The 21,361-nt window shown below is 47.9% G+C and carries 21 protein-coding genes, 1 pseudogene and 1 other annotated feature; of the genes and pseudogenes, 7 read left to right on the plus strand and 15 right to left on the minus strand.

Features of this window, described 5'->3' with window-relative positions:
- Positions 1–26: 26 nt before the first annotated feature.
- From nlpI to djlA, 7 genes are all read right to left on the minus strand, one after another.
- Positions 27–959, minus strand: coding sequence for a lipoprotein NlpI (nlpI, locus tag ACWA5Z_RS00525; RefSeq protein ID WP_431053355.1), 933 nt, complete (start codon positions 957–959; stop codon positions 27–29).
- A gap of 84 nt (positions 960–1,043) precedes the next feature.
- Positions 1,044–3,173 carry a polyribonucleotide nucleotidyltransferase gene (gene pnp / locus ACWA5Z_RS00530; protein ID WP_431053357.1) on the minus strand — a complete coding sequence of 710 codons (2,130 nt, stop codon included), beginning with the start codon at positions 3,171–3,173 and terminating at the stop codon, positions 1,044–1,046.
- 260 nt (positions 3,174–3,433) lie between these two features.
- The gene (gene yjjX / locus ACWA5Z_RS00535) at positions 3,434–3,964 is read right to left on the minus strand and encodes an inosine/xanthosine triphosphatase (RefSeq protein WP_431053359.1); all 531 of its coding nucleotides are present in this window, start codon (positions 3,962–3,964) and stop codon (positions 3,434–3,436) included.
- A gap of 11 nt (positions 3,965–3,975) precedes the next feature.
- A complete protein-coding gene (locus ACWA5Z_RS00540) occupies positions 3,976–4,362 on the minus strand; it encodes a pyrimidine dimer DNA glycosylase/endonuclease V (protein ID WP_431054257.1) in 387 nt (128 codons plus the stop codon).
- Positions 4,349–5,323, minus strand: coding sequence for a tRNA dihydrouridine(16) synthase DusC (gene dusC / locus ACWA5Z_RS00545; protein ID WP_431053361.1), 975 nt, complete (start codon positions 5,321–5,323; stop codon positions 4,349–4,351). Before dusC ends, ACWA5Z_RS00540 begins: the two co-directional genes overlap by 14 nt.
- Positions 5,323–5,931 carry a DUF2238 domain-containing protein gene (locus ACWA5Z_RS00550; RefSeq protein WP_431054258.1) on the minus strand — a complete coding sequence of 203 codons (609 nt, stop codon included), beginning with the start codon at positions 5,929–5,931 and terminating at the stop codon, positions 5,323–5,325. The genes dusC and ACWA5Z_RS00550 overlap by 1 nt, the downstream gene beginning before the upstream one ends.
- A 2-nt stretch (positions 5,932–5,933) precedes the next feature.
- Positions 5,934–6,788 carry a co-chaperone DjlA gene (gene djlA, locus ACWA5Z_RS00555; protein WP_431053363.1) on the minus strand — a complete coding sequence of 285 codons (855 nt, stop codon included), beginning with the start codon at positions 6,786–6,788 and terminating at the stop codon, positions 5,934–5,936.
- A gap of 184 nt (positions 6,789–6,972) precedes the next feature.
- Here djlA and ACWA5Z_RS00560 point away from each other — a divergent pair, with 184 nt between their 5' ends.
- On the plus strand, positions 6,973–7,248 hold the full coding sequence (locus ACWA5Z_RS00560; RefSeq protein WP_431053365.1) for a BrnT family toxin: 276 nt from the start codon (positions 6,973–6,975) through the stop codon (positions 7,246–7,248).
- Positions 7,208–7,465, plus strand: coding sequence for a BrnA antitoxin family protein (locus ACWA5Z_RS00565; protein WP_431053367.1), 258 nt, complete (start codon positions 7,208–7,210; stop codon positions 7,463–7,465). Before ACWA5Z_RS00560 ends, ACWA5Z_RS00565 begins: the two co-directional genes overlap by 41 nt.
- Positions 7,466–7,579: 114 nt before the next feature.
- Here ACWA5Z_RS00565 and deoD read toward each other — a convergent pair whose 3' ends face one another.
- The 8 genes from deoD to ACWA5Z_RS00605 form a co-directional block, all read right to left on the minus strand.
- Positions 7,580–8,299 carry a purine-nucleoside phosphorylase gene (gene deoD / locus ACWA5Z_RS00570; RefSeq protein WP_084255205.1) on the minus strand — a complete coding sequence of 240 codons (720 nt, stop codon included), beginning with the start codon at positions 8,297–8,299 and terminating at the stop codon, positions 7,580–7,582.
- 24 nt (positions 8,300–8,323) lie between these two features.
- A complete protein-coding gene (deoB, locus tag ACWA5Z_RS00575) occupies positions 8,324–9,556 on the minus strand; it encodes a phosphopentomutase (RefSeq protein ID WP_431053369.1) in 1,233 nt (410 codons plus the stop codon).
- Positions 9,557–9,580: 24 nt separating this feature from the next.
- On the minus strand, positions 9,581–10,372 hold the full coding sequence (gene deoC, locus ACWA5Z_RS00580) for a deoxyribose-phosphate aldolase (protein ID WP_431053371.1): 792 nt from the start codon (positions 10,370–10,372) through the stop codon (positions 9,581–9,583).
- A 102-nt stretch (positions 10,373–10,474) separates the two neighbouring features.
- Positions 10,475–11,758, minus strand: a complete 1,284-nt coding sequence (locus tag ACWA5Z_RS00585) for a NupC/NupG family nucleoside CNT transporter (protein WP_431053373.1) — start codon at positions 11,756–11,758, stop codon at positions 10,475–10,477.
- Between the two features lie 213 nt (positions 11,759–11,971).
- Entirely contained in the window at positions 11,972–12,799 is an 828-nt protein-coding gene (locus ACWA5Z_RS00590) for a 4Fe-4S cluster-binding domain-containing protein (RefSeq protein ID WP_431053375.1), read from the minus strand.
- A complete protein-coding gene (locus ACWA5Z_RS00595) occupies positions 12,786–14,330 on the minus strand; it encodes a YjjI family glycine radical enzyme (RefSeq protein WP_431053377.1) in 1,545 nt (514 codons plus the stop codon). Before ACWA5Z_RS00595 ends, ACWA5Z_RS00590 begins: the two co-directional genes overlap by 14 nt.
- A 95-nt stretch (positions 14,331–14,425) precedes the next feature.
- Positions 14,426–15,346 carry a pseudouridine-5'-phosphate glycosidase gene (locus ACWA5Z_RS00600; RefSeq protein WP_431053379.1) on the minus strand — a complete coding sequence of 307 codons (921 nt, stop codon included), beginning with the start codon at positions 15,344–15,346 and terminating at the stop codon, positions 14,426–14,428.
- Positions 15,343–16,431: a PfkB family carbohydrate kinase gene (locus tag ACWA5Z_RS00605; protein WP_431053380.1), complete on the minus strand. Its 1,089-nt coding sequence runs from the start codon at positions 16,429–16,431 to the stop codon at positions 15,343–15,345. The genes ACWA5Z_RS00600 and ACWA5Z_RS00605 overlap by 4 nt, the downstream gene beginning before the upstream one ends.
- A gap of 285 nt (positions 16,432–16,716) precedes the next feature.
- Between ACWA5Z_RS00605 and yczE the strand changes: the two genes are divergently transcribed.
- The 5 genes and pseudogenes from yczE (at position 16,717) to hisC (ending at position 21,344) form a co-directional block, all read left to right on the plus strand.
- A complete protein-coding gene (gene yczE / locus ACWA5Z_RS00610; RefSeq protein WP_431053382.1) occupies positions 16,717–17,364 on the plus strand; it encodes a membrane protein YczE in 648 nt (215 codons plus the stop codon).
- A gap of 95 nt (positions 17,365–17,459) precedes the next feature.
- Positions 17,460–17,585 (plus strand) — a sequence feature (His leader region).
- 40 nt (positions 17,586–17,625) lie between these two features.
- Entirely contained in the window at positions 17,626–18,525 is a 900-nt protein-coding gene (gene hisG, locus ACWA5Z_RS00615; RefSeq protein ID WP_431053383.1) for an ATP phosphoribosyltransferase, read from the plus strand.
- 13 nt (positions 18,526–18,538) lie between these two features.
- The gene (gene hisD / locus ACWA5Z_RS00620; protein WP_431053385.1) at positions 18,539–19,819 is read left to right on the plus strand and encodes a histidinol dehydrogenase; all 1,281 of its coding nucleotides are present in this window, start codon (positions 18,539–18,541) and stop codon (positions 19,817–19,819) included.
- Between the two features lie 145 nt (positions 19,820–19,964).
- Positions 19,965–20,273: pseudogene (locus ACWA5Z_RS00625) on the plus strand (type II toxin-antitoxin system death-on-curing family toxin); the annotation flags it as partial.
- 9 nt (positions 20,274–20,282) lie between these two features.
- Positions 20,283–21,344 carry a histidinol-phosphate transaminase gene (gene hisC, locus ACWA5Z_RS00630; RefSeq protein ID WP_431053387.1) on the plus strand — a complete coding sequence of 354 codons (1,062 nt, stop codon included), beginning with the start codon at positions 20,283–20,285 and terminating at the stop codon, positions 21,342–21,344.
- Positions 21,345–21,361: the final 17 nt, after the last annotated feature.

Below are 21,361 nucleotides of genomic sequence, written 5' to 3' on the forward strand. Positions count from 1 at the left end.
GGCAATCCCAATCAAGACCGTTTAACTTAGTTCGTATCAGGTACAACCGTGAGTGTTTCACTCTCATTCAAGCGTAAACGCGAGAGTTCAAACAAGGCAAAACGATACTCAACAAAGTTAAATACTTGATTGGCAAGAGCCAATTTAAACAAAGCGGTTGCTTCGTCAACCTTCCCCAGATTGAGTTGTTGTTTTGCTAAATAAAAATAGGTTTCTGTTAAAATTTCAGCATATTGAGGCGAATACGGCACGGCAAAACTGTCAATTTTTTGCTGTAAATCATCATACGACAATTCGCCCAAATAGTAGTGCACAATATTGGTTCCCCAAAATTCATTGGATAACCCTTTGGCCCGTTGCGCCAAATTTTGTCTTGCTTCGTGCGGTTTATATTTCAATTCATTCAAATACAGCCACAAAGTGCGGTATGGATCACTCGGATCCGCTTGATAAAACGTCAAAAAATCCCGTTCGGCCAACCCATGACGACCGACATAATAGAAATTCAACCCCCGATTCAAATAAGCATATTCGTAGTTGCCGTCCAAATGCAATACGGCATTGAACGCATCTAGCGAACCGTCGTAATCGCCATCCAACAGCAAATACAAGCCTAAATAATTATAAATCGGCGCTAATTTCGGTTGAAGCATTAAGGCTTGGGTGAAATCATAACGGGCTAATCCCCAGAGGCCCAAACTGTCATACAATACACCACGCTCAAAGTGTAAAGCTGCCCGTTCGTCTTTATCCAAATTTCCGACCAGTAACACCTGCCCCAGCCGCGCAATCATCACTTCCTGATCAAAATGCAGCAACGGATTTTGCTCGGCAAGGGTCACATTCTTGTCGGAAACCAATGGAATAGTCGGGCGCATAGAACATGCAGCGGCAACAAGTAAACACGTCAACACACAAAACGATTTTGTGTAATGAACGAATTTTCCGGCCATTTTCATTATCATATGCCCCCAAATAAAATCGTCAGGCTGCCTAGGAGATGAACCATAGATAGACAGCCGAAAATTTTATGACGAGTTGAATTACTCGTCGTCACCTTGCCCAACAGCGACTTGTACCTCGTCTTGTGCCGCAATATCGCGCATGGTCAAACGGATACGGCCTTGACGATCGATTTCCACCACTTTTACTGCGACTTCTTGTCCGACTTGCAAATAATCGGTTACTTTTTCAACCCGCTCTTCGGCGATTTGAGAAATATGTACCAACCCTTCTTTATTGCCAACGATAGCAACAAATGCGCCAAAGTCTGCAATACGGGTGACTTTACCGCTATAAACACGGTTCACTTCCACATCCGCTACGATGTCGTCAATCCGTGCCATAACGGCTTTCGCCGCCAAATTATCGGTAGCCGCGATTTTTACCGTACCGTCGTCCGCAATATCAATCGAAGTGCCGGTTTCTTCGGTCAGGGCACGAATCACCGCACCGCCTTTACCGATCACATCTTTGATTTTCTTCGGATCAATCTTCATGGTGTGGATACGCGGGGCGAAATCGGAAATATCACCGCGCGGCGCAGAAATCGCCTGTTCCATCACGCCTAAAATGTGCATTCTCGCACCTTTGGCTTGGTTCAAGGCAATTTGCATGATTTCTGCCGTAATGCCTTCGATTTTGATATCCATTTGCAGCGCGGTTACACCTTGTTTGGTACCGGCGACTTTGAAATCCATATCGCCCAAGTGATCTTCATCACCCAAAATATCGGACAACACCACGAATTTATCGTCGGATTTCACCAAGCCCATCGCGATCCCGGCAACGGCTGATTTGATCGGCACGCCTGCGTCCATTAACGCCAACGAAGCGCCGCACACCGACGCCATGGAAGACGAACCGTTTGATTCGGTGATTTCAGACACCACACGCACTACGTACGGGAATTCTTCGATGGTCGGCATTACCGCCATCACGCCGCGTTTCGCCAAGCGACCATGACCGATTTCACGGCGTTTCGGCGAGCCGATCATGCCGGTTTCACCGACGGAATACGGCGGGAAATTATAGTGGAACAGGAAGTGATCAGTGCGTTCGCCGGTGATATCGTCGATGATTTGCGCGTCACGTTCCGTGCCTAAAGTGGCAACCGCCAAGGCTTGGGTTTCGCCACGGGTGAAGATCGCCGAACCGTGAGTACGCGGCAACACGCCGGTGCAAATATCCAACGCACGCACGGTATCTACGTTACGTCCGTCGATACGCGGCTCGCCGGCTAAAATGCGGCTGCGCACCACATCGCTTTCCAATGCGCCTAAAATATCGGCAATCGTATTTTCGGTGATTTTTTCATCTTGGTTGTTTGCCAACACCGCTGCGGTCACTTCCGCTTTAATCACATCGACTTGTGCATAGCGCGCTTGTTTTTCGGTGATACGGTAGGCTTCGCCCAAACGGCTTTCGGCTAACGCTTTGACTTGTGCCACAAGTGCGGTATTCACCGCCGGCGCTTGCCAATCCCAACGCGGCTTGCCTGCTTCGGCAACGAATTGTTTGATGTTTTCCACCACCACTTGCTGTTGTTGATGACCGAACACCACGGCGGCCAACATTTGCTCTTCGGTTAAAATATCCGCTTCGGATTCGACCATTAATACCGCTTTATCGGTACCGGCAACCACTAAATCCAAACGACTGTGTTTTTGTTCCGCCATCGTCGGGTTCAACACGAATTGATCGTTGATAAAGCCAACGCGCGCCGCGCCGATTGGACCATTGAACGGCACACCGGACAACGAAAGTGCGGCGGAAGCCCCGATCATCGCCACGATATCCGGGCTGATTTGCGGATTAACCGATACCACGGTCGCCACGATTTGAATTTCGTTGTAAAAGCCTTCCGGGAACAACGGGCGAATCGGACGGTCAATCAAACGCGCGATTAAGGTTTCGCCTTCGGACGGGCGGCCTTCACGACGGAAAAATCCGCCCGGAATGCGACCTGCCGCATAAGTCCGCTCTTGATAGTTTACGGTTAACGGGAAGAAATCCTGCCCTTCTTTGACGTCTTTTTTCGCCACCACGGTAACCAAAACCGAAGTATCGTCCATGCTCGCCATCACTGCGGCAGTTGCCTGACGCGCCATCGCGCCGGTTTCTAAAGTTACGGTATGCTGACCGTATTTAAATTGTTTAACAATTGGAGTCACGAGATTTTCCTTTTAAAAATCAATAAGTAAATTTGAACTTATCTCTTTATTGCGACTAGCAAAAATAATCTGCAATCGAGGTGGGAATAAAATGGGGATAAAAAATGGTTTTCATATAACTTGAATAGATCATTTTTGATAGCCGCACGCTGACAAAGAGTATAAGCGGTGCCATTATACCGATATTTTCCGTAAAAATGCTAATAATTTCTTAAATTCCACCTATCTAGGCAAAATAACCGCATTCTTATCAAGGAATTTTACGGCTCAAAAAGCGATAAATGCAAAAATTTCGCCATCGCCAAAATCACCGCTTGCACGTACACGCTTTCGCGGCTGGCGTTGCCGTTGGTCAGCAGGCTCATCGCGCCGCCTTTTTGTTTGATGTTTTCGGTTTGGAACAGCTGATCCATCACCGTGCCTAATTCCATTTCCGGATTGAGTCGATTGTACACACAATCGGGAATCGGCAATTCGGCACTGCGCCCGACTGCAAACCGCACTTTGTCGCTGATGACGACATAGGCACAGGTCGCCGCGCCGTAATCAAAGCGCTCGATTCCGGCTTCAATCGCCAGATAAAAATCCGCGTTTGGCAACTGTTGCTGACAGAATCGCACCCGATTGAACGCACCTTGTTTGGTTTCCGTCATGCTCATCGGCTGTTCCGCCACGCCCGATTGCGACGGCATAGCCTTAAAATGCAAAGTGCGATCAGGAAACAATTTGCTGAATGCGGTTTTGACTGCATTGACTTTAACCGGATTGACCGAGGCGATGACGATTTGCATGGCTCTCCCGTTTAAGCGGTTTTATGCGGGGTGAAGCGCGCTTTCAGCGGCATACGCTCCGCAATTCGTGCTCGATTTAAGCGCAGGGCGTTGTCGCTTGGCTGGTAATCGAGCCATAAGTGCGGTTCGCTTGGCAAATCCTCGGCCCAACGATTGGTGACATTAAAGCCGCGCGCCAAGCATTCTTGGTGCAAAGCGTGATAGCGTTTGTGCAGAAAAGCGAGCTTGTTCATAAAAAATTTAACGTGTCCTGTGCCTAATTTATAATCCTCGGGCTGCCCGGTCAAATTGTATTTGCCTTTGGCGATCGCATTCGGAATGCGGGTCAACTCGCGGTGTTCCGCCAGCAAATGTTGATCGCACAACTCGCCGACCGGCACGACATTAATACGGGTCATCATCGCTCTCCTTATTGATACAAAGTGCGGTTTGGCGTTCCACTTCGGCTTTTAAACCGCCGTAGCCATGTTCGGTTTTAATGATTTGAAACAGTTGCGCCGCTTGCGGATATTCCTTTTCCAAATAACGCAGCCATTGTTTAATCCGCGCCACATGGTAAAAACCGCTGTCCGCCGGATTGTCGAGATTAACGTATTGTTGTAGCAGTTGCAACACCTGCGCCCACGCCAGCTTGTCATGCTTGAACTTCACCACCCGGCTGAGATTGGGAATGTTCAGCGCGCCGCGCCCGATCATCAAGCTATCGCAGCCGGTCGCCGCCAAGCAGGCTTGCCCGTCTTGCCAGTTCCAAACTTCCCCGTTGGCGATCACCGGAATCTGCAAGCGCTGACGGATTTCGCCGATTTTCCGCCAGTTAATCCGCTCGGCACGGTAACCGTCGCTTTTGGTGCGCCCGTGAATAGTGATTTCATCTGCGCCGCCCTGCTGTACTGCGTCGGCAATTTCAAACGCCGCCGAATCGCTGTCCCAGCCCAACCGCACTTTGACACTGACGGTGTACGATTTATCCAACGCTTGCCGAATCGCTTTGGTGGCTTGATAAATCAGTTCCGGCTGTTTCAATAAGGAAGCGCCGCCTTGGCTGTTATTCACGGTTTTTGACGGACAACCGCAATTCAAATCAACCCCGTGCGACCCCAGTTCAACCGCTCTTTGCGCATTTTCCGCCAACCACTCGGGGAACTGCCCCAACAACTGCACCCGCACCGGTGTACCGGCGCGGGTATAACCGCCGTGTTGCAATTCAGGGCACAACCGATAAAACGCTTTTTTCGGCAACAGTTGATCGACCACGCGCACAAATTCCGACAAGCAGAGATCGTAATCATTCACTTGGGTCAGCAAATGGCGCAAAAACGGATCGAGCACGCCCTGCATCGGGGCTAGAATGACGCGCATTAGACCGTTTTATCCGTGCGCAACAAGTAGAACAGCGCAAGTGCGGTCAGCGCGCCCAACGTGTCGGCAAGCATATCTTTTTGCGCGTCCCACACATCCCCCTGAGAGCCGAGAAAAGCAATGCCCTCGTCGCCACCGGCGATCACCGAATATTGCCATTCGATCAATTCGTAGGCGGCTGCAACGCTCATAATAAAAAATAGCGCAAAGAAACCGGCTAAAATCGGTCCGCATAACTTACGACGCAACAGCCATTCTGCCATCGGGAAGCTATAAAAACCGATGATAAAATGCGCCACGCGATCAAAATGGTTGCGATCTTCGCCGAACCAACCACTCAGCAAGCGGCTGCCCCATTCGAACGGCACAAGTTCAAAGGTGTAATGTGCGCCGATTAAATGCAAAATCAGCCACAAGCTCATTAAAAAATACGCGATATTGCTGAATTGAAAACGTGAATAAGTCATGACTAACGCCGTAAATACCACAAAAACCGGCGCGACTTCCGCGTACCACACCGCTCTTGAAAAGGGGGCGATTCCAGACCAAACGGCTATTAGCGCGACAATTAAGGCTAACACAACCGGAAATGCACTACGCTGCGGCATCATTATTTCCAGCCTTTCGCCTTGCAGATCATGTCATATGCCGCTTGGATTTTCTGAGCTTTCTCTTTTGCCATTTCCATCATTTCCGGCGGCAAGCCTTTGGCGACCAGTTTATCGGGGTGGTATTCGTTCATCAATTTGCGGTAAGCGCGTTTGACGGTGGTTTGATCATCGTTTGCCGTTACGCCGATCACCTGATACGCCGCGTCTAAGCTTGCGCCTGACGAAGTGCGGTAAGATTGCTGTCCGCCTTGATAGCCGCTTTGCTGCCGATAGCCGTCCTGTTGCTGAAAGCCGCCGTTGGCAAATTGTTGCGAGGCGTAAATCATTGCCATCATCTGTTCAAACTGCATTTGCGACAAGCCCAGTTCTTGCGCAATCACAAACAACAGCTCTTTTTCACTGTCATGCAAGTGGTTATCGGCAAGTGCGGTCTGAATTTGAATATCCAAAAACATGCGCAACAGATCAGGACGGCGCCCACAGCCAACCCGAAACTCGCGAATGACCTGACGAATCGGAAAATCCGCCTGTTTGCCTTGATTGAACGCGTCTTGCGCCATGCGCCGCGCTTCAGTATCAAGATTCAAACGGTTCATTAAGCTTTGCGCCAGTTGAATATCGTCTTCCGTCACCCGCCCTTTCGATTTGCTTAAATGCCCCATCACGGCAAAGGTGGTTTTCAAAAACAGTTGCTGGCGAGTCAAGGTACGCCCGAACGAGCTGGAGCTGACGCTGCCCATTTCGTAGATTTTTTTATCCGCAAAATGCCCTAACACCGCCCCAAAAAGCGCGCCAAAAAAGCCACCGTAGCGGTAGCCTAAAATAAAGCCGATAATTTTTCCGATAAAATTCATGTTTTTCCTATTCACAAACACATGCACAAATAAAATGCCGTCATTTTACCTGAATCGGCGGGGCTTAGAAACAAGGAAGTTTGCGATCAAGATTCCAGACTTCTGTCCGTGTAGTATTGATTAAATTGCTGCTGAATTAAACTGCATAGCACTTGATTTAATTAATTAATGGGGGTACATTAATTTGGCAGGGATTGAATATGATCAATTGAAACGCCAGAAAACTCTGCTAGAGCGTGGGCTTGATTTCGCTCACGCAGAGCAGGTTTTTCACGGTACACATTTTACGGCGGAAGATTCCCGTCAAAACTATGGGGAAATACGCTATATCACCATCGGCACACTCGCTGAACGGCTCGTGGTGATCGTTTGGACTTGGCGTGATAAGAATCGCCGTATTATTTCAATGAGGAAAGCCAATGAAAGAGAACAACAACGTTTTACATCCTACTTGGATTGATCCTGATGATGCGCCAGAGCTCGGCGATGATTTTTTCCAAAGTGCAGATTTATATCAAGGGGAAAACCTGATCAAACGTGGGCGACCACGGCTAGATAATCCGAAGCAGGCTATTAAATTGCGCTTAGACAGCGATATTTTAGCCGCATTCAAAGCCACTGGAAAAGGCTGGCAAACGCGGATTAATGCGGTGTTGCGTCAAAATATGCCGATATAATACGATACTCAAATTTCCCCTGACATTTACGTCAGGGGGTAAATACGATTACAGTGACGCTCAAGATTTATTGTCTTTCGCTTCGCTCAATGCTAACCTAGCTTAAACCGCACTTTACTGTTGATCACCGATCAACACCGATTCCAACGCCACTTCAATCATTTCATTGAAGGTTAATTGGCGTTCTTCGGCGCTGGTTTGTTCGTGGGTGCGGATATGGTCGGAGACGGTGCAGATAGTCAACGCTTTGGCGCCGAATTCGGCGGCGACACCGTAGATCCCTGCAGCTTCCATTTCCACGCCTAAAATGCCGTATTTTTCCATATAATCAAACATTTCCACATCCGGGGTATAGAACAGATCGGCAGAGAACAAATTACCGACCTGCACTTTCACGCCTTTTTGCTTTGCCGCTTCCACCGCCGCCGCGACCATTGAATAATCGGCAATCGCGGCGAAATCGTTGTCTTTGAAGCGGATACGGTTGACTTTGGAATCGGTGCATGCCCCCAAGCCGATTACCACATCGCGAATTTTCACGTCATGGCGCACTGCGCCGCATGAGCCGACGCGAATAATTTTTTTCACGCCGTATTCGGTGATCAGTTCTTTGGCATAAATCGAGCAAGACGGAATCCCCATGCCGTGCCCCATAATCGAAATTTTACGTCCTTTGTAAGTGCCGGTATAACCCAACATATTACGTACATTGGTCACTTCTTGAGGGTTTTCCAAAAAGGTTTCGGCGATGTATTTTGCCCGCAGCGGATCGCCCGGCATAAGAACAACGTCGGCAAATGCGCCGTCAACGGCATTGATATGTGGTGTAGCCATAATAATATCCTCTTTAATCAATCGTTATTTTTGAAAGTTAATCATTGTTGTGCCGTAATCCATCGGCGATGTGCCGAAATAGCCGGCAATGGTTTGTCCGATGTCGGCAAAGGTTTCGCGTTTGCCCAAGAAACCCTTCGGTACTTCACTGCCGTACATCAACACCGGGATGTGTTCGCGGGTGTGATCGGTGCCGCTCCAAGTCGGATCACAGCCGTGATCGGCGGTGATAATCAATAGATCGCCTTCTTGCACCAACGCCAACACTTCCGGCAAGCGCGAATCGAAGTATTCCAATGCCTGTGCATAACCGGCGACATCACGGCGGTGTCCGTAATCAGAATCAAAATTGACGAAATTCGGGAACACGATAGTGTTATCGCCAGCGGCTTTGATTTGTTCGATAGTGCGGTCGTAAATCTCTTCCAAGCCGGTGGCTTTCACTTTTTCGGTAATGCCGGTGTGAGCGTAAATATCCGCGATTTTGCCGATAGACACCACGTCACCTTGTTTTTCCTCAACCAATTTTTGTAATACGGTCGCAGACGGCGGCAATACCGAATAATCATGGCGGTTGCCGGTACGTTTGAACTCGCCCGCTTTTGCGCCGATAAACGGACGGGCGATCACACGTCCGATATTATAGCCTTCCAATTCTTCACGCACGATATGACACAGTTCATATAATTTTTCTAAGCCGTAGGTTTCCTCATGGCAGGCAATTTGAAACACGGAATCGGCCGAGGTGTAGAAAATCGGTTTGCCGGTTTTCATGTGCTCTTCCCCTAATTCATCCAACACCACCGTCCCCGACGAATGGCAGTTGCCTAAATAGCCCGGAATACCGCTCTTCGCCACAATTCGATCAAGTAATTCTTGCGGAAAGCTGTTTTGATGATCTTTAAAATAGCCCCAATCAAACAGCACCGGTACTCCGGCGATTTCCCAATGCCCTGACGGCGTATCTTTGCCTGAAGAAATCTCTTTTGCGAAGGCATACCCGCCGATAATCTCTGCGTTCGCATCCATGCCTGCCGGCACACGGCCTGTCGATTCTTTTGCAGCCATTGCCAAGCCCAATTTGGTTAAATTCGGCAATTTCAACGCACCGCTGCGGTGTTCGTTGTCGGCTTTGCCGGCGGCGCATTGCTCCGCGATATGCCCTAATGTATCCGAGCCGACATCACCGAATTTATCCGCGTCTGCTGCGGCACCGATACCAAAAGAGTCCATCATTAAAATAAAGGTTCTTTTCATCTTCTTTTCCTTCTTCTCTTGTTTTTAGTATTGACTTGTAGAGTTAGACTGGTTTTCCCCGCCTAAAGTTCCTAATAAATCATTTAATAAACCCGAAGCGCCAAAACGGAAATGAGCGGGATTAAGCCGGTCGCCGCCTAAAATGCGGGCGGCCAATTGCAAATATTGCTGTGCATCTTGTGCAGTGCGTACACCGCCCGCCGCTTTAAAGCCGACTCGATCTTGCACGTTTAAATCGGCAATGGCTTGCAACATGAGTTCTGCCGATTCCAAAGTGGCGTTGACTTGCACTTTGCCGGTTGAGGTTTTGATAAAATCCGCACCGGCTCGAATCGCAATTTCAGAGGCTTTGCGAATAAGCGCCGCAGTTTGTAATTCGCCGCTTTCGATAATCACTTTCAACAACACGTTGTTGTCCGCACAGATTTTTTTACACGCACTGACCAGTTCAAAACCGCACTTTTCATCACCTTTGATCAAAGTGCGGTAGGGAAACACCACATCCACTTCATCTGCGCCGTAAGCAATTGCCGCTTTGGTTTCGGCAACCGCAATGTCAAGATCATCATTACCGTGCGGAAAATTGGTGACCGTAGCAATTTTGACTTGTGCCAAGCCCAACTGCCGCAAGGTTTTACGCGCAATCGGAACAAAGCGCGGGTAAACGCAAACCGCCGCCGGCGAACCGAATTTGGTTTTCGCCTGACGGCATAATGCGATGATCGCCTCGTCGGTATCGTTGTCGTTTAAACTGGTCAGATCCATCAGGCTCAACGCCAGTTTTGCCGTTTTTTTAATGTCGTTCAATTGTGTCATAGTGACTCCTGCAAAGATGACCGGGGCTAAAACCGCCCTGTCATCGAATGACAAACACCACGCCAAGCGTGGTGTTCCGTATTAAAACCAATAGTGCGGTAGTTAGACGACTAATGCCGCACCGGTTAAACCGATGAACAAACCGGCAATTGCGGCGCTCATTAAGTTAGATAGCGAACCGGCAATCACCGCTTTAATCCCCAAACGCGCCACGTCGGAGCGACGGTTTGGCGCCATTGTTCCCAAACCACCGATTAAAATGGCAATCGAGCTGAAGTTGGCGAAACCACACAACGCAAAAGTAATAATTGCTTTGGTTTTCTCATTCAACACCACCGGGGCATCCGCACCAAGATATTTAACAAAATCAAGGTAAGCGACGAACTCATTAATCACTAATTTTTGCCCAATCATTGAACCGGCGACTTGCGCTTCACTCCACGGCACACCAATTACATAAGCCAACGGTTGGAAAATCCAACCTAAAATCATCTGCAAGGTTAATGGATGATTCGGATCCGTGAAGCCAATCCACTCGCCAACGCCGCCTAAAATACCGTTAAGTAATGCGATTAATGCCACAAATGCCAACAACATCGCCCCCACATTCATCGCTAATTGCATCCCGGAAGAAGCGCCGCTTGCCGCCGCATCCAATACGTTAGCCGGTTTTTCTTCTAAGCCATCATGATCAATGTCATCATGCGGCTTTTCGGTTTGTGGAAATAAAATTTTGGCAAATAATAAACCGCCCGGTGCCGCCATAAACGAAGCGGCAATCAAATATGGCAACGGCACGCCCATTTGCGCATAGCCGATCATCACCGCTCCGGCAACCGACGCCAAGCCGCCGCACATAATTGCAAACAGTTCGGATTCGGTCATTTTGGCGATATACGGTTTCACCACTAATGGGGCTTCGGTTTGCCCGACGAAAATATTTGCCGCCGCCGACATGGATTCGGTTTTCGACGTTTTCAACACCACTTGCAAGAAACCACCGATAATTTTAATCACCCATTGCATAACGCCAATGTAATATAAAACGGAGATTAACGAGGCGAAGAAAATGATTGCCGGCAACACGCGCAAGGCAAACACGAAACCGCCGCCGCCGAATACTTCAAACATTTTGTCGCTGACCAAACCGCCGAATAAAAAGCCAATTCCGTCATTGCCGTAATTAATGACTTTTTGAACACCTTGTGCCGCCGCCAACAGCGCATCACGTCCGGCCGGCACATAAAGAATCAGTGCGCCAATCCCGATTTGAATCGCCAATGCGCCCAACACGGTACGATAGTTAATTGCTTTTTTATTATTCGAAAGCAAAAATGCAATTGCCAGTAATACAACTATACCGACGATACTGAGTAGTGAATCCATAATCAACCTCTGTATTAAAAACTAAAAAAAATAGTTAAATTTTCACTATAAAAAACAACAGCCCGCTCTTTAAAAGTAACGGCTTCAAATTTTTAAGATTGCAACTATACCCCTTTTTTAAAAAAAGTCTGAAAATAATTTTCATAATGAGATCTAAATCAACTATATTGGAGCCTTTCCAAACTATTCGTACAAAAAACATACTTCACATGTTCAATAAATTGCTACCGTTTTTTCTATACCCAAGGCTTTTACGTACGCTGTCATATGATTCATCTCATCGGCCGTTGGCATTAAACGTTCGATAGCTGACGGATCCCGGCTTCCTTTCGCATGAACCCGTATCAGTTTAAACAAGACCTCCGGGTAGGGCTTCAGTAACGCAGCGACTCGCGCCAATAATTCATATAGATCAAAATAGCCCTTAATCAGTACCACTCTCACCTCCTCGACTTTGCCCAACCGCAGTAAACGAACAAGATTATTAAGGTTGCGTTCTCTATTTTCCGGTTTGATTCGCACGGTTAAATCTGCTTGTTGCGACACAAGCCCCGCGCGGTTTTTGCGATCCAAACACAACGTTTGTAATCCGGCGCCGATTCCTTTGACATCGAACAGAAATTTATCCGTTACCGCAATCAACTCTTGTGTCATGTCAAAATCAAAAAAGCCACTGGAATCTAAATAACAACTCAAGCCGAGTTCATGCACCGCATGAAAAAACGGCACTAGTTTGCGATGATGAATGGTCGGTTCGCCTCCGGAAACCGTGACACCGCGAATAAACGGCATGCTCGACCGCACTTGCCGATATAAATAATCTAAACTCACCAAACTGCTGTCTGCGCTGTATCTGGCGATGGTTTCAGGATTATGGCAGTACAGACAATTGAGTTTACAGCCCTGTAAAAAAATACTGATCCGATTTCCCGAACCTTCGACATTGGAAAACGGAATAATCCGCTGCAACGGCACAAAAATTTGCCCAAGTGCGGTCTGATCGGGCGCAGAACCGCACTTTATTGTTTTATCCGGCTGCATTCACATCGCCTTGATCACGCAATTGTCGGTCAAAGACCTGCGCACAGTCATCCGTGCCCGAACCGAACCAGGTGGTATCTCGCAGCACCGCCTCCCCTTTGCGGAAGCGTTCAACTTCGCTTTTTTTCACTAAATAACCCGTCACACGAATCAGATCCGTATTTTTCAAATAGGTGGTGATATAGCGATAATTCAAGGCAAATGCGCCATCAATAATATCAACTACCGCATCAAGGTGATCGAGGTAGGTTTGATCGAATGCAAACAGATCCCCTGTTCCTGACGGGAAATAACGGTGGAAAGGTGCGGATTGCTTCAAGTGCGCCAATAAGGTTGGCTCTTGCCCCACTTTAATGCGGTGTGCCGGGGTGTTGCGCTTATCTTCTTCGTGGTTGCTAGCGCCCACTTGCGCGTGCAGCAAATAATGTCCGTCGGTGCGTTCCGCATAAAGCCCTCGATGTTGTCCATTGACTTCGCTCAGACAATCCATAATCGCGGTTGCAATGACGTCTCCTCTCTCGCTCTGCCCGAAGGTTTCGTTCAGCCCTTCTTGTTGCAACAGGTGATTCACCGCATCCGCCAAGCCGACAATCGCAAACATGCCGGTGAAATTGGTGCGTTGGATAAACCCTTCCTTCACCAAGAAGCTGGATTTAAAAAAGCCGCTTTTTTCCACTAAAAACTGATGGCGTTTGTCCATGATGGATAGCGCTAAGTTGGCGACCTTCGGCAGTAAACCCTGAACAAATTCCGCAACCGTCCGGCAAGTGCGGGCGATTGTACCGAGGCGTAAACGCGTTAATGTGTATGCGCCGCCGCACTCCGGCAAGGCGTTATAACAACTGGCAATGCCATATTGTTCGCCTAAATCCCGAATATAGTACACATCATTGGCAAACGACGGTTTTGACACCAATAAACAGGCTTTTGCCGCCAATTCGGCAAATTCGCGTGAGGTTTTGCGTTTATCGTAGCGGATACTCATATTCGGCGTAGTGTTTTCCAGCTCAATCACGGCCTGTAAAATCAAACGCCCGGCTGTCGTTTCATAAGGCCCGATGTTGGCATGGCAAAAAGAGTCCGGTACGGTTTTATCGATATGATTTAAAAAGCGTTTAATTTTAATATAATCTTCCGTTTCATTCGTCATAAACGGCTCGAGCAGGCTGTCCAAACGCCCGATATACACCGGAAACGTGGTAATAGACGGCACATGGGAATATAGAATCAGTAACCCGTCTAACACCTCATCCAGTGTCTTGGGAATAGGTAAGGCTAAGAATTGGCAGCCTTGTTTAAGATAAACCGAATAATCCGGCAAAATATAGCGAGGACGATAAATCGCATAACCTTCGTTTAAGTCGCAGATCATTTGGTTTTCAAGATAATGCCACTCTTCTTCGCTATAACCTAAAAGCTCACGCGGATCAATTAAGCGCTCGGCAATATTTGCCAGACTCATTAATTTTTGCTGATAAGTTAAATTGACCGCAGTTACCGTATTTAAAATATCTTGTGTTGTCGCCAGCATATAAATTTCCCCTATTTGAATCTATGTTAATGATAACGCAGGCCGCCGCCGTCATAACGGACGGCAACCTGATAAGGTTCTGATATACAAAGGTGTTATAACGCAACGTTATGATAATCAACGGCAATCTGAGCAGCCAATTTGGCATTATGAAACACTAATTGAATATTCGAATTCAAACTCTCGCCGCCGGTCAGTTCCGCCACCCGCGCCAGCAAAAACGGCGTGCTGTCTTTGCCGACAACCCCTTGCTCAAGTGATTCCCTTACGGCTTGATCAATAGCGGTATTAATCTCCTCTTCCGGCATTGCGAAAGCCTCCGGAATCGGATTGGCTATCACCACACCGCCATTCAACCCCGCCGCCCATTTAGCGTCTAGCGCTTTTGCGATTGCTTCTGCCGAATCTAAACGGATACTGACATTATACTGGCTTGTCCTTGAATAAAATGCCGGTAATTTATCTGTTTGATAACCGATTAACGGCACTCCGAATGTTTCCAAATATTCCGTTGTCATTCCCAGATCCAGAATCGACTTTGCACCTGCACAGATAACCGCCACATTGGTTCGAGCCAATTCTTGCAAATCTGCCGAAATATCAAAGGTGCGTTCCGCTCCCCGATGAACGCCGCCAATCCCTCCGGTCGCAAACATTTTAATACCGGCTAACGCCGCAACAATCATCGTTCCGGCGACAGTTGTTGCGCCGTTTTGCTCAGCAGCAATAACAAACGGCAAATCCCGACGGCTGACTTTTGCCACGGCGTGCCCTTCTTTACCAAGCAGTTCGATTTCATCACGCGATAATCCTGCTTTTAACCGCCCTTTAATAACGGCTATCGTCGCAGGGACAGCGCCGTTTTCACGAATAACGTTTTCTACTTCAAGTGCGGTTTCGACATTTTGTGGATAAGGCATGCCGTGTGAAATAATGGTAGACTCCAATGCCACCACCGGTACCTTGTTTTCCAACGCGGTTGCCACTTCTGGCGCAATATCAAGATATTTATTCATAATTGAACCTCTAAGAGTTTTTTAACGCTATCATCCGATAGGTTCGGATTGTTAGTAAATTCGGAAGACAATGCCATTGCAGAACAGCCCTGCGCGTAACGTACACTTTCCTGTAATGTCATATTTTCCAACCAGCAACATGCCAATCCCGCCATCATTGCATCACCGGCGCCGGTCACATTGACCGTGTTCACTTTCAATGGGGCCGACCAACCGTCTATTCCCGATTGCTCGCTAAAATAAACCCCCTCGGCGCCCATGCTCAATACCAAGCGAATCACGCCCTGTTCATGAAACCATTCCGCTACTTTTGCCACATCATCACGATGTTTTATCGCTATACCGCTCAGGGTTTCCGCTTCCAAACGATTCGGCTTCAACGTATGAACATGGGAGAGCCAATGTCGGATTTTTATCGCCTTAAAGGTCGAAACCGGATCAACAAAAATGGGAATATCCCCACAGTTGCTGAAGATCCATGCCAGTGTTTTTTCCATTAAATTACAATCCAGGACTATCACATCGGCATGCTGGATAAAATCCAGGCGTGAAGATAATAAAGCGGGGGTTAAATGCGTTAAAATGTCCATATCATTAATCGCCACCACCATTTCGCCATTTTTATCCAACAGCGATAAATAAGTGGATGTGGTTTCGTTATGCAACTTATAACAGCGATCGACATGCGCGCCCGCCTGCTTCGTTCGCTCCAATACCGTCTCCCCATATAAATCATCACCAACGACTGAAATGAGATGAGATTCTTTCCCCAGCATAGCAATATTCTGTGCGATATTACGCCCGACTCCCCCGGGAGTGCATTTTATTTTGCCTAAATTAGAATCAGCGAAAACAATATTATTGAGTGGATAACCGGCAATATCCATATTCGTTCCGCCAATCGTCACGACTCGCTGTTGCGGTGAAAGAATATAGCCTTTTCCTCTGATTTGCCCTTTGCGCATTAGGTTCATTATATAGCCGGCAACACTCGAACGGCTTAATCCTAAAATATCCGCAAGTTGTTGTTGAGGCATTAACGGATCTTTTCGTAACAGTTCTAAAATTTGTTGCTCGCGATGCATAATCAACACCTGTTTGTTTTTCAACTTATGTTTAAATTCTGAACGTTACCCAAGAAAAATAAAGTGAAAAAATGATATGTTGTGAGCAAGATAACAAATTTTGTTTATTTATTATTCAAATTTGTGATCTTAGACTCAAAGTGCGGTTTATTTTCAGCAACAATCCGACAAGCTCCAATTGATATAACTAAGACAGAAAAGTTATTTCGTCCGTAATGATTTTCTTTTTAACATGATCATGTCACAATTCAGAATAATTAAACATTCGCCATAGCGGAAATAACCTTGAAAAAACAGTACGCGGTTTTACCGAAAACCGAATGGAGCGCCAATCGGCTGTGGGAAGTGAAATTCCACAGTTTCGTGCCGTTATGCCTGTCGCTATTGCTGGTCGGCGTGGGCGAAGGATTTCTGTTGGTCTCCGATTTAGGGTCGGCGCCATGGACGATTCTGTCACAGGGGATCGCATTGCAAACCGGGGTTAGTGTCGGTTTCGCCTCGTTTATCATCAGCTGTGTGGTGATGTTGGCGTGGCTGCCGCTGCGGCTGAAAATCGGCTTGGGTACGATCCTGAATATCGTGTTGATCGCCATTGCCCTTGGCGCGGTTGCCGCCAGCCTCGCTACGCCGCAGACCGCACTTGCCCGTTTTGCCTACGCTTTGCTCGGCATTTTGTTAATGGGCGTCGGTTCGGCGTTTTATCTCACCTGCCATATGGGTTCCGGACCGCGCGACGGGTTAATGGTCGGACTGTGCCAACGTTTTAAACTCAAAGTCGGCATTGTGCGCACCGCCATGGAAAGTGCGGTTGCGCTGATCGGCTTTCTCCTCGGCGGCACGCTCGGCTTCGCCACGCTGTTATTCGCCTTTTCAATCGGCTGGGTGATCCAGTTCACACTGGCGATTTTTAGCGCCAAGGCAAAGGAACGCTAATTTTTGCAAATAATACTTGCATAATAAAAGCGGATTCAGTATGTTAACCACATCTGTTTTAAAGGAACAAAACACATGAATTTAATCCGTACTGCTCATCACCATCACCCCTGATTCTTCTTTCAGGCGTTTGGTGTTGCTTGGAAGATAAACCTCTTCCGAGTTAAGTACGGCAAAGCAATAACGACCCCTCGGAAGGATACTTTCGAGGGGTTTATTTTTTTACAGGCATTTTAAAATTGGAATGAATAAGGACTGACTATGTTGGATAAAAAACGTTTACGTATCGCTATGCAAAAATCCGGGCGTTTAAGCAAAGAATCACAAGCGTTGCTGAAACAGTGCGGCGTGAAAATCAACTGGAACGAACAACGCTTAATCGCCTATTCGGAAAATATGCCGATTGATATTCTGCGCGTGCGTGATGACGATATTCCGGGCTTGGTGTTCGACGGCGTGGTCGATTTGGGCATTATCGGCGAAAACGTATTGGAAGAAGAAGAGTTGGGACGGTTGTCTGCCGGTGACGAAGTGCAATACAAGATGTTGAAACGCCTTGAGTTCGGCGGTTGCCGCTTATCACTCGCCGTACCGCGCGACATGGCATACAACGGCGTGCAAGATTTAACCGACGCGCGTATCGCCACCTCTTACCCGAATTTGCTGAAACGCTATATGCAGGAAGAAGGCGTACCGTTTAAAAACTGTTTATTGACCGGTTCGGTCGAAGTGGCACCGACCGCCGGTTTAGCCACGGCGATTTGTGATCTGGTTTCTTCCGGCGCAACCTTAGAAGCCAACGGCTTGCGCGAAGTGGAAATTATTTATCAATCCAAAGCCTGCTTAATCCAACGTGCCGCCGAGTTAAGCGAAGAAAAACAAGCCTTGGTCAATAAACTGCTGACTCGAATTCAAGGGGTGCAACAAGCCAGCGAAAGTAAATACATTATGCTGCACGCGCCGAAAGACAAACTGGACGAAATCACCGCACTGTTACCGGGGGTGGAACACCCGACCATTCTGCCGCTGGCACACGATGACGACAAAGTGGCAATGCATGTCGTCAGCCAAGAAAACCTGTTCTGGGAAACCATGGAACAACTGAAAGAAGTCGGCGCAAGCTCGATTTTGGTGTTGCCGATAGAGAAGATGATGGGTTAATAAGGACATAATAATGAATACAATCATTTGGAATCAACTTTCTCAAGCGGAACAGCTTACCGCACTTGAACGCCCTGCAATCACCAATTCCGCCAGTATCGAGCAGGCAGTGAATGAGATTAAAACCAAGGTGCAGCAAAACGGCGATAGCGCCTTACTTGAGTTGACCGAAAAATTCGACAAAGTGCGGTTGGAAACGCTCACCGTTTCAAGCGAACAGATCGCCCAAGCCGCCAGCCGTGTGCCTGATGAGTTGAAACAAGCGATTCAAAATGCGTATCGCAATATCGACGCATTTCACCAAGCGCAGAAACCGAGCGTGATCGAAGTGGAAACCCAAGCCGGAGTAAAATGCGAAGTGCTGACCCGCCCGATTAATAAAGTCGGTTTGTATATTCCCGGTGGTTCTGCGCCGCTGTTTTCTACCGTGCTAATGCTTTCCATTCCGGCAAAAATCGCAGGTTGTCAAAAAGTGGTACTGTGCACGCCATCGCCGATTGCCGATGAAATTCTGTATACCGCCAACCTGTGCGGCATAGAAACCATCTATGCGGTGGGCGGCGCACAGGCGGTGTTTGCGATGGCGTTCGGTACGGAGAGCGTGGCGAAAGTCGATAAAATTTTCGGGCCGGGCAACGCCTTTGTGACCGAAGCCAAACGCCAAGTCACACAACTCGGCACGGCGATTGATATGCAGGCAGGGCCTTCCGAAGTGTTGGTGATTGCCGATGAATTTGCCGATCCTGATTTCGTGGCAAGCGACTTATTGTCGCAAGCGGAACACGGTGCAGACAGCCAAGTGATTTTGGTCACCCCAAGCAAAACCTTAGCCGAACAGACCGCACTTGCGATTGAACGGCAGCTTGCCGGCTTGTCGCGCGCCGAAACCGCACGCCAAGCCCTGCGCCACAGCCGCACCATCGTCGCTGACGATTTGCAGCAATGCGTGCAAATCAGCAACGCCTATGCACCGGAACATTTAATCGTGCAAGTGGAAAACGCCCGCGCCTTATTACCGCAGTTGGACAACGCCGGTTCGATTTTCTTAGGCGCATACTCCCCCGAAAGCATGGGCGACTACGCCAGCGGCACCAACCATGTGCTGCCGACCTACGGCTACTCGCGCACCAGTTCAAGCCTTGGCTTAGCGGATTTCAGCAAACGTATGACAGTGCAAGAACTCACCCCGCAAGGCTTTAAAGATTTATCAAAAACCGTTGAATTAATGGCAGCCGCCGAGCAGCTGGACGCACATAAACAAGCGGTGAGTATTCGTTTGGCGAAGATGGGATAAAGATAAACGCAAAGTGCGGTTGTCTTTAGGGAAAAATGATGACAAACCAAATTCAGATTTATACAAGTAAAGATCAACAAATTCAAGTAGATGTTAAATTCAATCATGAAACCGTTTGGCTATCACAAGCACAAATGGCAACCGTATTGAACAAGGCTTTGGCGATGATCCGTTTTATCCGAATGTTGCCAGCCGTGCCGCGCATTTGCTCTATTTTGTGATAAAAAATCATGCATTGGCGGACGGCAATAAACGCACCGGATCATTTTTGTTTTTGTGGTATTTACAGCTCAATCAGGCATTATTAGCCAAGCAGGTTGAACAACTGATTAATGATAACACGCTGATTGCCTTAGCATTATTAGTGGCAGAAAGTTTGCCTGAACAAAAAGAATTAATGATTAAATTAATCGAACATTTTATTTTATTAAAAGAAAGCAACGAACAGGATTAAGGAAACCCCATGACAATTTCACAACTTGCACGCAAAAATATTCAAGCCTTAACGCCCTATCAATCGGCACGTCGCTTAGGCGGCAAGGGCGATGTGTGGCTGAATGCCAATGAATATGCGACTTCGCCCGATCTTAATTTACAGAACCGCACTTTTAACCGCTATCCCGAATCACAGCCGCAACAACTGCTGGCGCGTTATGCCGCTTATGCCGGTTTGCAGGCGGAAAATGTGCTGGTCAGCCGCGGTGGTGACGAAAGCATTGAGCTGATTATCCGTGCCTTTTGCGAAGCGGACGACAAGATGCTGTATTGTCCGCCGACTTACGGCATGTACGCGGTGAGTGCCGAAACCTGTGGCATTCAAACCAAAACCGTGCCGCTGACTGCCGATTTCCAATTGAATTTAGCCGAAATCGAAAAAAATCTTGAGCAAGTCAAAGTGATTTTCGTCTGTAGCCCGAATAACCCGACCGGCAATTTAGTCAAGCGTGAGGATTTATTAACCTTATTGGAAATGACCCGTGATCGCGCGATTGTGGTGGTCGATGAAGCCTATATCGAATTTTGTCCGCAAGCGACATTCAGCAATGAATTGGCGAACTATCCGCACTTGGCGATTATCCGCACCTTATCCAAAGCCTTTGCCCTCGCCGGTTTACGTTGCGGTTTCACCTTGGCAAATCCTGAATTGATTCATGTATTACAAAAAGTGATCGCGCCGTATCCAATCCCCGTACCGGTTTCGGATCTGGCTTGCCAAGCCTTAGATAACCGCGGCTTAACCGCCATGTGCCAACGGGTTGCGGAAGTGGTCGAATACCGCACTTGGTTAATTAATGAGCTGCAATCACTGGCGTGCGTCGAAAAAATCTTTGCCAGCGAAGCCAACTATATTTTGGTGAAATTCGATAACGGCAACCACATCTTCAAAACCTTATGGGATCAGGGTATTATCTTACGCGATCAACATAAAGCTCTCGGCTTAAGCAACTGCATTCGGATCACCGTCGGTTCAGAACAAGAAAACCGCCGCATGGTTGAGGCGATTCGGGCGATTTCATCAAAATAAACAATAAGGACAACATC

It is taken from the genome of Testudinibacter sp. P80/BLE/0925 (assembly GCF_053570785.1).

Excerpts from the sequence above, each read along its gene's own strand:
- hisC (WP_431053387.1), top strand. The coding sequence starts at position 20,283 with ATGACAATTTCACAACTTGCACGCAAAAATATTCAAGCCTTAACGCCC.
- ACWA5Z_RS00565 (WP_431053367.1), top strand. The coding sequence starts at position 7,208 with ATGAAAGAGAACAACAACGTTTTACATCCTACTTGGATTGATCCTGAT.
- deoB (WP_431053369.1), bottom strand. The coding sequence starts at position 9,556 with ATGAAAAGAACCTTTATTTTAATGATGGACTCTTTTGGTATCGGTGCC.
- ACWA5Z_RS00600 (WP_431053379.1), bottom strand. The coding sequence starts at position 15,346 with ATGAATAAATATCTTGATATTGCGCCAGAAGTGGCAACCGCGTTGGAA.
- hisD (WP_431053385.1), top strand. The coding sequence starts at position 18,539 with ATGAATACAATCATTTGGAATCAACTTTCTCAAGCGGAACAGCTTACC.
- ACWA5Z_RS00585 (WP_431053373.1), bottom strand. The coding sequence starts at position 11,758 with ATGGATTCACTACTCAGTATCGTCGGTATAGTTGTATTACTGGCAATT.
- ACWA5Z_RS00595 (WP_431053377.1), bottom strand. The coding sequence starts at position 14,330 with ATGCTGGCGACAACACAAGATATTTTAAATACGGTAACTGCGGTCAAT.
- djlA (WP_431053363.1), bottom strand. The coding sequence starts at position 6,788 with ATGAATTTTATCGGAAAAATTATCGGCTTTATTTTAGGCTACCGCTAC.
- deoC (WP_431053371.1), bottom strand. The coding sequence starts at position 10,372 with ATGACACAATTGAACGACATTAAAAAAACGGCAAAACTGGCGTTGAGC.
- dusC (WP_431053361.1), bottom strand. The coding sequence starts at position 5,323 with ATGCGCGTCATTCTAGCCCCGATGCAGGGCGTGCTCGATCCGTTTTTG.
- yjjX (WP_431053359.1), bottom strand. The coding sequence starts at position 3,964 with ATGCAAATCGTCATCGCCTCGGTCAATCCGGTTAAAGTCAATGCAGTC.
- deoD (WP_084255205.1), bottom strand. The coding sequence starts at position 8,299 with ATGGCTACACCACATATCAATGCCGTTGACGGCGCATTTGCCGACGTT.
- ACWA5Z_RS00550 (WP_431054258.1), bottom strand. The coding sequence starts at position 5,931 with ATGCCGCAGCGTAGTGCATTTCCGGTTGTGTTAGCCTTAATTGTCGCG.
- ACWA5Z_RS00590 (WP_431053375.1), bottom strand. The coding sequence starts at position 12,799 with ATGCAGCCGGATAAAACAATAAAGTGCGGTTCTGCGCCCGATCAGACC.
- hisG (WP_431053383.1), top strand. The coding sequence starts at position 17,626 with ATGTTGGATAAAAAACGTTTACGTATCGCTATGCAAAAATCCGGGCGT.
- ACWA5Z_RS00605 (WP_431053380.1), bottom strand. The coding sequence starts at position 16,431 with ATGCATCGCGAGCAACAAATTTTAGAACTGTTACGAAAAGATCCGTTA.
- ACWA5Z_RS00540 (WP_431054257.1), bottom strand. The coding sequence starts at position 4,362 with ATGACCCGTATTAATGTCGTGCCGGTCGGCGAGTTGTGCGATCAACAT.
- nlpI (WP_431053355.1), bottom strand. The coding sequence starts at position 959 with ATGAAAATGGCCGGAAAATTCGTTCATTACACAAAATCGTTTTGTGTG.